Source organism: Kushneria sinocarnis, from assembly GCF_003633775.1.
GTDB classification, from domain to species: Bacteria; Pseudomonadota; Gammaproteobacteria; order Pseudomonadales; family Halomonadaceae; genus Kushneria; species Kushneria sinocarnis.
In genome coordinates, this window is record NZ_RBIN01000003.1 from 399,074 (window position 1) to 410,804 (window position 11,731).

The following is an 11,731-nucleotide window of genomic DNA, read 5'->3' on the forward strand; positions in this document are numbered from 1 at the left end:
CAGCCGGTATCACGCCACTGCTCCGGTACGCCCCAGGATCCATCCCTCCCAGTCCAGCAGTACCGGATCGGCCGGACGCTCTTCCGGTTGATGACCCGCCACCACGGTGGTCATGTGGAGCACGCCTAGCATGGCGTCAAAGGCATCCTCGCCCACAGCCCGGCTGCCAAAGCCGTCGGCCAGCTGCTCCAGCGCCGCACTCTCCCAGTACCAGACCGTCTCCTGTCGCTGCAGAAGCTGACGCCCCCAGTCACGGCGATCCGCCTGACGCCGCTTGCTGCGGCGTCCCCCGGTAGCCAGCCCGAGCGCCCGAGACGCCCAGCGCCCGCGCCAGATCGTGCTGACACTGGCCGCGCCGGGCACGGCGGGGATAGAAGGGATGTCCCGGGTGAACGGTGGCGATATCGTCGGCCACCTCGAAGAAGGCCTGCCAGCGCCCTCGCCCCAGCTCCTGCAGGGCTTCGGGGAAACGCCCTGCGGGGAGCGAGGGCCGCACTGCCCGGGACAGGCCGATGGGCATGTCGAACCCGGCCAGTGTGGCCCGCTCATCGGCCTGCTTGAACAGCAGTGTCAGGGTATCCCGCGGCACCGGTCGGGAAGGCTCGATGACCCAGCCGCCCGAAGTCCGGGTTGCCGTGGCATACCAGCACTTGTCAGCACGAACACTCCAGTCGAAATGAAGCAGACGCTCGAACATGGTAATGGGCGTTCCCTGGGCTCGCCACGGTAAAACCGGACCGCAGCAGGGTGGCAGTCGACAGCAGCTCCAGATGCGCCGCCGGCGAGGCCAGCCGGGTCCAGATCTGCTGATGGTGGTCGATGATCGTGTCAGCGGACAGCGCACCACGATCGCAGGTGGTATGAGCATCCGCCACGGCCACCACGTCGAAGCCGTGACTCAGCGCTGCGCGCAGCGTGGTATCGACTGCCAGTTCGGTGGCATGCCCGGTCAGCAGCAGGCGCGTGACCCCGGCCTCGCGAAGCGACTCGGCCAGGGCAGTCCCCAGAAAGGCATCGCTGGCGTCGCGGCGGATCACCCGATCCATGTCCGGACGCTCGATCGGGGGCAACAGCTGCCAGCCGGCGTGCAGCGGCGCCATGGCCGACTCGGGTGCGCCATCGAACTGCAGATGGATTACCGGGCTGCCCTGCGCGCGCATCCCTGCCGCCAGCGCATTGATCCGATTGATGACGCCATCGATATCGTGACAGGGCCTGCCGGTGCAGATTCCGATCTGCATATCGATAACAAGCAAGGCATCCATGAGGGGCACTCTCCGATATTCGTCACTTCCTCGCGAAAGTGCATTGATGTTGCAGTGAACGTCGCTGACGTTCCATGCCGATCAGGATGCCACCAACCGGCGCAGGCGATCGGATAAAAAGCGCGCAGACTTGTCGCCAATCGCGCCGTTCAGTCGGAATGGACCCGCTCGCTCCGGCCGCTGGCGAAAGCGTGACACTCGTGGATATCCTCGGCCAGGGTACGCCCCAGGGAGAGCGGCGGCAATGCATCAAGGGAGAAGAAATCGGCCGCATCGGTTTCGTTGTTGTCCACGAATTCGCCCCCCAGATGATCACAGACGTAGAACAGCTTGTAGATGTGATCCGGCGTCGCCGGCTGATAGGGATGCAGGCTGCGGTCCTTGAGCATGGCCAGTCGCGGGTTCTCGGCACGATGACCGGACTCCTCGACAATCTCTCGCAGCACGCCTGCTGACGGTGCTTCACAGACGTCCGCCCAGCCACCCGGCAGGGTCCATCGACCATCCTTGCGCTCGCGTACCAGCAGCACCCGGTTTTCGACGAATACCGCGCCACGCACATCCACCTTGGGCGTCGCGTAGCCGCGATCGGGCACGATGAAGTTTTCCACCCGTTCGACGGGGACATCACCGAGTACCGCAAACATCTGATTGGTCAGTGCTTCCAGCTCACGGTAGCGCTCGAGTTCATAGTGGTTGGTGGTATAGGTCTGCCCGGTCTGCGCAATCGAGCGCAGCTGCTTGGCGAAATCGACCCAGTCGTGTGCCATGTAACACTTCCCGTTGCTGAATGCCCGGATCACAAGTCGATCCCGGCGGATGGATGGATGCGGTCGCAGGGGGCGGCCTCTCCGTGTTGCTCGTGACTGCTGATCAGAACGGCTCCCTGATCAGGCCATGCACCACCGAGGATGGCACACGAGCCGGTTTTCCGCCTTGCACCGGGCGGCTTTCGGTGAGTCCATCCTGTACCCCCGGCAGTGGCCGTAAAAGGCGCAGCACCGCCCTGTAGCTGTTACCATACCCGAAGTCGGCCATCTGCAGTGACAGACGCTGTCATGCCACACAGGCAGCCAGTGCAGCGTCGCGCGCGAGCAGTCATCTGCTGCGCTGCCCGGCCGGAATTTCTGCCGCCACCCGACCCGGATCTCTGCATGACCCAGCCCGCGCTGCTCAATCGGCTGACCTTTCGTCAGTTGCAGGTTTTCCAGACCGTCTATCGCCAGCACTCCTATTCCCGTGCCGCGGCCGAACTGGGCCTTACCCAGCCGGCCGTCAGCGCCCAGATTCGGCAGCTGGAACAGGCACTCGGTCAGTCCCTGTTCAAGTATGCCGGCAAGACGCTGCATGTCCTGCCGCCGGCCGATGCGCTGGCGGAGTCGATCGGTACCATCTTCAGCGAGGTTGCCAGCCTGCAGATGGCGCTCTCCAGGCTGACCGGGACACTGCGCGGAGAGCTGAATATCGCGGCGGTCAGCACGGCGCAGTATATCGTGCCTCACATCCTGGCACGCTTTCGTGCCCGCTATCCCGAGGTGCGGCTGCGCCTGCGGGTGGTCAATCGCAACGAGGCCCTGGCCCATCTGGCCGAACGCTGCGATGACCTGGTCATCATGGGCATGGCCCCCGAGGACAGCGATCTGACCTTCATGCCGATCCTGCACAACGATCTGCTGCCGATTGTCTGGCCCGGCCACCCGCTGCTGCAGGCCGAACAGCCGGGTCTGGCGGCCTTCACCCGCTATCAGGTCCTGATGCGTGAACCCGGCAGCGGCACCCGGCTGGCGCTCGAGACATTCACCCGGCAACAGCAACTGGCACTCGATCACACGCTCGAACTGGGCACCAGCGAAGCCATCAAGCAGGGCGTCATGGCGCGGCTGGGGGTCGCGGTACTGCCCCGGGTAGCCGTCCAGCTGGAGTTGCAGAGCGGTCTGCTGGCGACCCCCAAACTGCCGGGCTTTCCCCTGCGGCACGCATGGGGGGTGGTACAGCATCGCGAGCGCTATCCGACACCGGTGACCGAAGCCTTCATGCAGCTGTTGCGTGAACTGCTGCCCGAACTCGAACAGCTTTTCAGCGACTCCCTTGCACCACGTTCCGATGCCACCTTCAGCTGTCTGCCCTAGGCCCTGGCGTGCCGGGGTGTGCTGGGCCACAATGAAGGCATCGAATCACATCGCCGAACAAAGAGGATCCGATGAAGGCAATTGCAACGAAAGGCGCCAGTGATGTCCGAGCGACCGGTGCACTGGAACTGATCGAGCTCGATATCGAAGAACCGCACGGGCACGATCTGCGGGTGCGCATCGAGGCCATCGCGGTCAATCCGGTCGATACCAAGGTACGTGCCGGGGCGCTCGGCCCGCTTGATGACGCCAGGATCCTGGGCTGGGATGCCGTCGGCCGGATCGAGGCGATCGGCGAGCGGGTCACGGATTTCGCGGTAGGCGAACGGGTCTATTATGCCGGGCAGGTGGATCGACCGGGCTGCAACGCCGAACAGCAGCTGGTGGATTCACGGCTGGTCGCGTATGCCCCGCGCTCGCTGGAAATCGAGGAAAGTGCGGCCATGCCGCTCACCGGTCTGACCGCCTGGGAGGGACTGTTCGATCAGCTGCGCCTGGCGGTCGATCCGAAGGCACACGGCGACGAGACACTGCTGGTCATCAATGGTGCCGGCGGCGTCGGCTCCACGGTCATCCAGCTAGCGCGCCAGCTGACCGGCCTGACCGTGATCGCCACCGCGTCGAGACCCCAGTCCGCCGAATGGTGCCGCGAGATGGGCGCCCACGAGGTCATCAACCATCATGAGCTGGTCAGCGAGCTGCACGCCACCGGCCGCCAGACGGTGGATTACATCTTCAACTGCCATGATATCGGCGTGCACTGGGAGAACATGGCGACGCTGATTCGTCCGCTGGGGCGAATCGTGGCGATTGCCGAAACCGCACAGCAGGTCGATCTGAATGCGCTGCAGAGCAAGGCGGTCAGCTTCAGCTGGGAGTTCATGTTCGCTCGCGCCCTGCACGGCTATCACCCCGAACGTCAGGGCGAGATTCTGGCCGAACTGGCCACCCTGCTCGACGAGGGACGGATCCGCAGCATCCTGGGCGAGGTCATCGGCCCGCTCGATGTCGACCATCTGACCCGTGCTCACGAACAGCTGGAAGCCGGCCATACCACCGGCAAGCTGGTGCTGACGGCCATGCGCTGAGCTGCGGCGGGCTCCCCGGAGACCGGCCCTCAGGGATCGAAAGGCCCCGGCGAGGGTCGGGGCGTCGGCCGCCGGCGCCCCAGCCGGGAGAGCCTCCGGCTTACCGGCGGCAACCGCAACAGCATCAGCGTCGTCGCCGCCAGCGCATACCCGCCCCACTGCCCGAGATCGGCCCGCACGATCCAGAAGAAGTGCAACAGGATCAGCGCCAGCGCGGCATACACCCATCGGTGCAGCGGCTTCCAGCGCTTGCCCAGCCGCTTCATGGCAGCACGATTGGAGGTCGCGGCCAGCGTCAGCAGGATGAGCAGCGCCAGCGCCCCGACAATGATGTAGGGACGCCGGCTCAGATCCGCCCCCAGCGCCGACCAGTTGAGTTCGAGAATGAACAGCAGATAGCAGACCAGGTGGAGTACCGCGTAGCTACAGGTCCAGAGCCCCAGCTGGCGCCGTATGACGCTGAACCCTTCCAGCGGATCAGCCGCGTCAGCGGTGTCAGACAGAGGGTCAGCAGCAGCAGGATCAGTCCGCCCTCCCCCAGATTGAGCAGCAGATAGCGCCCCGGCTCGGGGCCGGCGGCGTTGTTCGCCACCTGCCACCCCCACCAGAGCAGCGGCGCCAGCGCTGCGAAAAAGACCGCAACCCGCCATGACCGGATCAATAGTGCTTCCTCAGGTCCATGCCCCGATAGAGTCCGGCCACCTGTTCGCCATAGCCGTTGAACATCCGGGTATCAATCACGTTGGGATTGAACAGGCTGTTGGGCAGGCGCCGTTCGGTGGCCTGGCTCCAGCGTGGATGATCGACCTGCGGATTGACGTTGGCATGGAAGCCATACTCGTCCGGAGCCAGCTGATGCCATGAGGTCTGCGGCTGCTCTTCGACCAGCGAGATGCGCACGATCGACTTGATGCTCTTGAAGCCGTACTTCCAGGGCACCACCAGGCGGATCGGCGCCCCGTTCTGATTGGGCAGCACCCGGCCGTACATGCCCACTGCCAGAAACGCCAGCGGATTCATCGCTTCATCGAGTCGCAGACCTTCCCGATAGGGCCAGTCGATCAGACCGAAACGCGAGCGCTGACCGGGCATCTGCGAGGGCCGTTCGAGGGTTTCCAGACGCACGTATTTCGCATTGCCTGTTGGTTCGAGCCGATTGATGACCTCTGCCAGCGGTACGCCCAGCCACGGGATGACCATCGACCAGGCTTCCACGCAGCGCAGCCGATAGATCCGCTCCTCCAGCCGTTCGGGACGGATCAGCTCCGCCACACTGTACTGTCCCGGGCGGGCAACCTCGCCATCGACTCTGACGCTCCAGGGCTCGGTCACCAGCTGACCGGCATTCTCGGCAGGGTCTTCCTTGCCAGAGCCGAACTCGTAGAAATTATTGTAGTGCGTCGCATCCTCGAACGGCGCCACCCTGTCCAGCTCCGGATTGTCGGGCGTGACCGCCTGCCACCGGGCCCCGGCCAGCTTCTCCCCGAACCAGGCCGGTGCATCAGCCGGTTTGACGTTCTCGTATTCGGAAGCCGCCCATACACTGCGCGGAACACCTGCTGCCAGTCCCAGCGCTGCCACGCCGGCCATGAACTGTCGGCGCGAGTGATAAACGGATTCGGGAGTAACGTCATTCTCTCCCGCGGCACTGCGATCACGGCTACGAATCAGCATGGCTGTCACCTCGCTGCTGGAGATACCGGGAGTTACAGTACATCACCGGCAAGCCGTTGCGGGGAAAATGCCGGAAATTTCCTCGGCCGGCTGTACGGCAAGTACCGACCGCCCACACAAAAGCGCCCGATCCGGCAGGATCGGGCGCCATGATGCGAATCAGCCGGCAAAGTGTCCGGAATCAGCTGACCTTTTCGCCGTGCGCCTGCTTGTCGGCATGATAGCTGGAACGCACCAGCGGACCGGAAGCGACATGCCGGAAGCCCATCTCGTAGCCCTTCTCGGCAAACCATTCAAAGGTCTCGGGATGTACCCAGCGATCGACCGGCAGGTGATCACGCGAAGGCTGCATGTACTGCCCCAGGGTCAGCATGTCGACATTGTGTGCCCGCAGATCACGCATCACCTCGAGCACCTCCTCGTCGGTTTCACCCACGCCCAGCATCAGCCCGGACTTGGTCGGCACCTCGGGACGCACCTGCTTGTAGCGTTCGAGCAGATCCAGCGACCACTCGTAGTCGGCTCCGGGCCGAACCCGGCGATAGAGCGACGGCACCGTTTCCAGATTGTGGTTGAACACATCCGGCGGCATCTGCTCCATGATGCCCACGGCACGCTCCATGCGACCGCGGAAATCCGGCACCAGTACCTCGATTTCGATCTCCGGATTGAGCCGGCGGATCTCTTCGATGCAGTTGTTGAAATGCTGGGCACCGCCATCACGCAGGTCGTCGCGGTCCACCGAAGTGATCACCACGTAATTCAGGCGCATGTCGGCGATGGCCTCGGCCAGCTCGCGCGGCTCATCCTCGTTGAGCGCGTTGGGGCGGCCATGCGCCACGTCACAGAACGGGCAGCGCCGGGTACAGATGTCCCCCATGATCATGAAGGTTGCCGTACCGCCGCTGAAGCACTCGCCCAGGTTGGGGCAGGAGGCTTCCTCACAGACCGTGTGCAGGCCGTGCTTGCGCAGGGTCTGCTTGATCCGCGATACCTCGGGTGAGGCCGGCATGCGAACCCTCAGCCAGTCCGGTTTCTGTGGCAGCGTCTCGGTGGGAATGACCTTCACCGGAATGCGCGACACCTTGTCGGCGCCACGAAGCTTGACGCCGCGTTCAGCCCGCTGCTTCTTCGGCGTTGCAGTAGTCTCGGTCATCAGTTCGATCCTGTTCCTCGAGAGTGTTCGGCCAGCACTTCCGGTATGCCGGAAGCTTCCCTGAACGCCAGTCCGCCCAGTCGGCGTGAGAGATAACCAAGCCAGCGTTCGGCTTCCCGCGCCCTGTCGACCGGCCCAGCCACCAGCTCACGCAGCTGCGTCATGGTCTGACCGGCGTGGCCGCAGGGATTGATTTGCCCGAAGGGGCCGAGGTCCATGTCCAGATTGAAGGCAATACCATGAAAGCTGCTACCCCGGCGAATGCGCAACCCCAGCGAAGCGATCTTGGCCCCGCCGACGTAGACACCGGGGGCATCAGCGCGTGCATGGGCATCAATGCCGTGTTCGGCCAGCGCATCAATGACCGACCCTTCCAGCGCACTGACCACGGCGCGCACGCCCAGCCCCCGCCGACGGACATCCAGCAACGGGTAGGCAATCAGCTGACCCGGACCATGATAGGTCACCTGGCCGCCACGATCCGTCTGAACCACCGGAATATCGCCCGCCATCAGCACATGTTCGGCCCGCCCGGCCTGTCCCTGGGTAAAGACGGGAGCATGCTCGACCAGCCACAACTGATCCGGCGTGCGGGCATCGCGCTCATCGGTGAAGCGGCGCATCGCCTGCCAGACCGGCAGGTAGTCTCGCACTCCCAGGTGATAAAGCGACACCGGGAGAGGCGGAGAAGCTGCCACCTCGGCCGTCATCTGCTTACAGCACCATCTGGACCATGCCGGTTGCCTTGAGCTCGTCAAACAGCGCCTTGAGCTGCTGCTCACCGGTAGTATACAGGGTGACATGCAGCGAGCGGTACTTGCCGCTGCGGCTGTCATGATGGGTCACCGCGCCGCGATCGACCTCGGGATCGAAGCGCTCGACCACATCGAGCATGCTGGTTTCGAAATCGACGGCATTGTTGCCGACGATGCGAATGGTGTAATAGCAGGGAAACTCTATGCGCGGCGCCTGTTCACCCTCGGTGGCGCCCGCCGGTGCGGAAGGTGTCATATGCCTTGATCCGGGACTCAGCCTTTGTATCCATTCTACGCGAACAAGGGGCGCCCCGTCAGCCGGAACGCCCCCTTCACCGCCGAAAACGGATGAAGATCAGTCAAACAGACCGAGCACGAATTTCACGACCTGGTCCCACATGCGCTTGATGAAGCCGCCCTCATCCACTGCCGACAGGGCTACCAGCGGCTCCTGATCGATGCTCTTGTCACCCTGCACCACCTCGAGCGTGCCGAGCTGCTGGCCCTTGCTGATCGGCGCGCTGAGGTCGGACTGAATGTTGAGCCGGGCGTTCAGCTTGTCATCGCTCTGCGCGGAAATGGTGGTGTAGACATCGTGATCCACCCCGATCGGCACTTCATCCTGGGCGCCTCCCCAGACCCGGGCCCGATTGAGCACGTCGCCCTTGCTGTAGAGCTTTCGGGTCTCGAAATAGCGGAAACCATAGTTCAGCAGCTTCTGGGACTCCTGGGCACGAGCGTCCTCGGACTTCGTTCCCATGACCACCGCGATCAGTCGAGTGCCCTCGCGACTGGCCGAGGACACCAGGCAGTAGCCGGCTTCTTCGGTATGACCGGTCTTGAGACCATCGACCGACTTGTCACGCCACAGCAGCAGATTGCGATTGGGCTGACGGATATCGTTCCAGGTGAAGTACTTCTCGGAGTAGAGCTTATAATGATCCGGGAAGTCATTGATGATGTGACGCGCGATGATCGCCAGATCATGTGCCGAGGAGTAGTGCCCCTCGGAAGGCAGACCGGTGGGATTTTCGAAGTGGGTGTTCTTCAGGCCCATGCTCTGCGCATACTGATTCATCAGCGTCGCGAATGCCGATTCGCTGCCGGCCACGTGCTCGGCCACGGCAACCGTGGCATCGTTGCCCGACTGCACCACGATGCCCTGCATCAGATCCTTGAGCGGCACATAGCTGCCCACCTTGACGAACATCCGCGAACCGCCCGTCTGCCAGGCGTTGTTGCTGATGCGAATTTTGTCATCTTCCGAAAGATCACCGTGGTCGATCTCGTATTCGGTGATGTAGGCCGTCATCATCTTGGTCAGACTGGCCGGCGGCAGGCGCTCGTCGGCATCATGCTGGACCAGGATCTGGCCGCTTTTGGCGTCCATCAGCACCCATGACTTGGCATTGAGGCTGGGGGGCGATGGCACGAAACTGGCAATGCCCCTGGCATCTTCAGCCCATGCAGGGGAGGCAATCAGGGTGAGTGCCAGCCCGATCAGTGCGATCAGTTGACGCCAGCAACTCTTGGGTGCAGCTAAAAGTGTCATGTTACACGTTCTCATTGTGCCTGATGTTCAGTCATTTACCGAAACGATGTAGCCCTGGTCGAAACCGGCATCGCGCAGTTCGGACCGGACGGATTCAGCCATGATCGGATCGCTGAGCGGACCAACCTGGACACGATGGAGGGCAGCGTGCCGGGAAATCCGGACCGGCTGGTTCAGACGCGACTCCAGCCGCGCCTTGAGTGCCTCGGCGCCGGCCCGGGAGCTCAACGCTGCCACCTGCAGATACAGGGGAGAATCCCCTGCCGATTTCCCGCCGGCCCCGGCCCTGCCGGAAGCGCCCGGCGAGGTCGCGACCTGCGCATGCGCCTCGCGGGTGTCATTGGCAGCGTTGCCCTCGGGCGTCGCTGACCGTGGTGTTTGCTCCTCCCTGCCGGTCCGGACGGCAGCTGTCACGGACGACTGAGCCCCGTCATTCTGCCGGCTGTCGGCTACCGCCCGGCCGGGGGATGAAGCCCCCTCATGACGGCGCTGCCAGGCTACCGGATCAATCGCCGTCACCCGTACCCGGGCCGTGCCCTGATCCAGCATATCGAGGCGTGCCGCAGCCGCATAGGAGAGATCGATCAGCCGATCTTCGTGAAAGGGCCCCCGATCATTGACCTTGACGATGACATGCCGCTGGTTGGCCAGGTTGGTCACGCGGGCATAGGTCGGCAGCGGCAGCGTCTTGTGCGCTGCCGTCATCCGATACATGCTGTACTCCTCGCCGCTGGCGGTCGCATAGCCATGAAACTTGGTGCCATAGAACGAGGCCTTCCCGACCGCACTGTAATCGTCGGCACTCTGCATGACGTGATAGGTCTGTCCCCACACCGAATAGGTCGACCGATTGCCGGAGGCCGAACGCGGCTCCACCTTCGGAACGGCATCCGGCACCTCGGAGACATCGATCGCACCGTCCGGATAACCATCCTGCGACTGACTGTAGCGGCCACCATCGCCATTACCACCGCCCTTCGTCGCACCGCCGCCCTGCACGCCGCCGCCGGACCCGGCACAGCCTGCCAGCAGCAGGCAGAGTACACTACTCAGCCATGCCGATCTGCTGCCCATCATGATCTCAGTCGTCCTGATTCAGTTCGGCATGGATACGCTCGGCCAGCGTGGTCACGGCAGCCGCATAGAGATGGCTGTGATTGTAACGGGTGATGACGTAAAAGTTGTTCAGCCCGAAGGCATAGCGCTTGTGCCCGTCCTCGAAGTCCAGTGCCAATGGCATGACCCGGGTATCGCCGGCCAGACTGCGCTCGGGCGTGATCCCCATCTTCTCGAACCGGCTGACCGGCTGATCGGGCGCGCTGACGGCGTTGAAGCTGATGCCGTCATCCGGAGTGCCGGAAGCCTGCGCCGGAATCATGACCGGCTGGCCATGCTGCCAGCCGTGTTCGGCCAGATAGTTCGCCACACTGCCAATGGCATCGACCGGCTCATGCCACAGGTCTCGCACACCATCGTTATCAAAATCGACGGCATAAGCCTGATAACTGGTAGGGATGAACTGCGGATAACCCATGGCACCGGCATAGGACCCCTTCAGGGAGAGCGGATCCAGGTCCTGCTGCAGGGTCAGGGTCAGATAGGCCTCGAGCTGCTTGCGAAAGAAATCCGCGCGCCGGGGGTAGTCGAAGGCCAGCGTCGACAGCGAGTCGATGACACGATAGCTGCCCTTGTGACGACCATAGAAGGTTTCCACACCGATGATGGCGGCAATGACCTCAGGCTCGACCCCGTAGCGCTCTTCCGCACGCTGCATGGCCTGGCGGTGATCGATCACGAACTGGACACCCGCGGAAACCCGCGACGGCTGGATGAAGATATCGCGATACTTTTCCCAGCTCAGCCGCCCCTCCGCCGGCCGGGAGATGGCATCAATGATGCTCTGCTTGTGGGAGGCATCACTCATCGCCCGCTTCAGCGCCTGTCGATCGAGCCCCTGCGCGGAGAGCTGGTCGATCATCTGCTCGACCGGAGGGTGCGAGGCGGGGTCGAAATCGTTGGCAGCCTGACCCGCTCCGGGCAGGGTACCTGCTGCTGCCAGCACCATCAGGAGCATCTGGCGCGAACGACCGGCAAAACGGCGTGACTTCATGC

14 protein-coding genes are annotated in these 11,731 nt (G+C 63.5%); 2 read left to right on the forward strand and 12 right to left on the reverse strand.

Annotation, left to right across the window (positions count from 1 at the left end):
* Positions 1 to 9: 9 nt before the first annotated feature.
* The 4 genes from C7446_RS16280 to C7446_RS06670 all read right to left on the reverse strand — a co-directional run bounded on the left by C7446_RS16280 (position 10) and on the right by C7446_RS06670 (position 2,035).
* Positions 10 to 363: a hypothetical protein gene (locus tag C7446_RS16280; RefSeq protein WP_147408734.1), complete on the reverse strand. Its 354-nt coding sequence runs from the start codon at positions 361 to 363 to the stop codon at positions 10 to 12.
* On the reverse strand, positions 251 to 697 hold the full coding sequence (locus C7446_RS06660; protein WP_121172305.1) for a hypothetical protein: 447 nt from the start codon (positions 695 to 697) through the stop codon (positions 251 to 253). The genes C7446_RS16280 and C7446_RS06660 overlap by 113 nt, the downstream gene beginning before the upstream one ends.
* Positions 654 to 1,265, reverse strand: coding sequence for an isochorismatase family protein (locus C7446_RS06665; RefSeq protein ID WP_121172306.1), 612 nt, complete (start codon positions 1,263 to 1,265; stop codon positions 654 to 656). Before C7446_RS06665 ends, C7446_RS06660 begins: the two co-directional genes overlap by 44 nt.
* 149 nt (positions 1,266 to 1,414) lie before the next feature.
* Entirely contained in the window at positions 1,415 to 2,035 is a 621-nt protein-coding gene (locus C7446_RS06670) for an NUDIX hydrolase (protein WP_121172307.1), read from the reverse strand.
* A 384-nt stretch (positions 2,036 to 2,419) separates the two neighbouring features.
* On the opposite strand from C7446_RS06670, the gene C7446_RS06675 reads away from it, so the two are divergent.
* Positions 2,420 to 3,394, forward strand: a complete 975-nt coding sequence (locus C7446_RS06675) for a LysR family transcriptional regulator (RefSeq protein ID WP_121172308.1) — start codon at positions 2,420 to 2,422, stop codon at positions 3,392 to 3,394.
* A gap of 71 nt (positions 3,395 to 3,465) precedes the next feature.
* A complete protein-coding gene (locus C7446_RS06680) occupies positions 3,466 to 4,482 on the forward strand; it encodes a zinc-binding alcohol dehydrogenase family protein (protein WP_121172309.1) in 1,017 nt (338 codons plus the stop codon).
* 29 nt (positions 4,483 to 4,511) lie between these two features.
* On the opposite strand, the gene C7446_RS06685 is transcribed toward C7446_RS06680, so the two are convergent.
* From C7446_RS06685 to mltB, 8 genes are all read right to left on the reverse strand, one after another.
* Complete coding sequence (locus tag C7446_RS06685; protein WP_342768350.1) at positions 4,512 to 5,132, reverse strand: ferric reductase-like transmembrane domain-containing protein; 621 nt, start codon at positions 5,130 to 5,132, stop codon at positions 4,512 to 4,514.
* 7 nt (positions 5,133 to 5,139) lie between these two features.
* Positions 5,140 to 6,156, reverse strand: a complete 1,017-nt coding sequence (msrP, locus tag C7446_RS06690) for a protein-methionine-sulfoxide reductase catalytic subunit MsrP (RefSeq protein ID WP_121172310.1) — start codon at positions 6,154 to 6,156, stop codon at positions 5,140 to 5,142.
* Between the two features lie 181 nt (positions 6,157 to 6,337).
* Entirely contained in the window at positions 6,338 to 7,312 is a 975-nt protein-coding gene (gene lipA, locus C7446_RS06695; protein ID WP_121172311.1) for a lipoyl synthase, read from the reverse strand.
* Positions 7,312 to 8,022 carry a lipoyl(octanoyl) transferase LipB gene (lipB, locus tag C7446_RS06700; protein ID WP_121172312.1) on the reverse strand — a complete coding sequence of 237 codons (711 nt, stop codon included), beginning with the start codon at positions 8,020 to 8,022 and terminating at the stop codon, positions 7,312 to 7,314. Before lipB ends, lipA begins: the two co-directional genes overlap by 1 nt.
* A gap of 4 nt (positions 8,023 to 8,026) precedes the next feature.
* Positions 8,027 to 8,323: an HP0495 family protein gene (locus C7446_RS06705; protein WP_121172313.1), complete on the reverse strand. Its 297-nt coding sequence runs from the start codon at positions 8,321 to 8,323 to the stop codon at positions 8,027 to 8,029.
* Positions 8,324 to 8,422: 99 nt separating this feature from the next.
* Positions 8,423 to 9,619, reverse strand: coding sequence for a D-alanyl-D-alanine carboxypeptidase family protein (locus C7446_RS06710; RefSeq protein ID WP_121172314.1), 1,197 nt, complete (start codon positions 9,617 to 9,619; stop codon positions 8,423 to 8,425).
* A 27-nt stretch (positions 9,620 to 9,646) separates the two neighbouring features.
* Positions 9,647 to 10,696: a septal ring lytic transglycosylase RlpA family protein gene (locus C7446_RS06715; protein ID WP_342768351.1), complete on the reverse strand. Its 1,050-nt coding sequence runs from the start codon at positions 10,694 to 10,696 to the stop codon at positions 9,647 to 9,649.
* 4 nt (positions 10,697 to 10,700) lie between these two features.
* On the reverse strand, positions 10,701 to 11,729 hold the full coding sequence (gene mltB, locus C7446_RS06720) for a lytic murein transglycosylase B (RefSeq protein ID WP_245977731.1): 1,029 nt from the start codon (positions 11,727 to 11,729) through the stop codon (positions 10,701 to 10,703).
* Positions 11,730 to 11,731 lie beyond the last annotated feature (2 nt).

What these genes read in the sequence shown, in the direction of transcription:
- C7446_RS06710 (WP_121172314.1), bottom strand. Translation starts at nt 9,619, where the DNA reads ATGACACTTTTAGCTGCACCCAAGAGTTGCTGGCGTCAACTGATCGCA.
- C7446_RS06685 (WP_342768350.1), bottom strand. Translation starts at nt 5,132, where the DNA reads ATGGCGGGTTGCGGTCTTTTTCGCAGCGCTGGCGCCGCTGCTCTGGTG.
- C7446_RS06705 (WP_121172313.1), bottom strand. Translation starts at nt 8,323, where the DNA reads ATGACACCTTCCGCACCGGCGGGCGCCACCGAGGGTGAACAGGCGCCG.
- C7446_RS06665 (WP_121172306.1), bottom strand. Translation starts at nt 1,265, where the DNA reads ATGGATGCCTTGCTTGTTATCGATATGCAGATCGGAATCTGCACCGGC.
- mltB (WP_245977731.1), bottom strand. Translation starts at nt 11,729, where the DNA reads ATGAAGTCACGCCGTTTTGCCGGTCGTTCGCGCCAGATGCTCCTGATG.
- msrP (WP_121172310.1), bottom strand. Translation starts at nt 6,156, where the DNA reads ATGCTGATTCGTAGCCGTGATCGCAGTGCCGCGGGAGAGAATGACGTT.
- C7446_RS06670 (WP_121172307.1), bottom strand. Translation starts at nt 2,035, where the DNA reads ATGGCACACGACTGGGTCGATTTCGCCAAGCAGCTGCGCTCGATTGCG.
- C7446_RS06675 (WP_121172308.1), top strand. Translation starts at nt 2,420, where the DNA reads ATGACCCAGCCCGCGCTGCTCAATCGGCTGACCTTTCGTCAGTTGCAG.
- C7446_RS06715 (WP_342768351.1), bottom strand. Translation starts at nt 10,696, where the DNA reads ATGATGGGCAGCAGATCGGCATGGCTGAGTAGTGTACTCTGCCTGCTG.
- lipB (WP_121172312.1), bottom strand. Translation starts at nt 8,022, where the DNA reads ATGACGGCCGAGGTGGCAGCTTCTCCGCCTCTCCCGGTGTCGCTTTAT.
- C7446_RS06680 (WP_121172309.1), top strand. Translation starts at nt 3,466, where the DNA reads ATGAAGGCAATTGCAACGAAAGGCGCCAGTGATGTCCGAGCGACCGGT.
- lipA (WP_121172311.1), bottom strand. Translation starts at nt 7,312, where the DNA reads ATGACCGAGACTACTGCAACGCCGAAGAAGCAGCGGGCTGAACGCGGC.
- C7446_RS06660 (WP_121172305.1), bottom strand. Translation starts at nt 697, where the DNA reads ATGTTCGAGCGTCTGCTTCATTTCGACTGGAGTGTTCGTGCTGACAAG.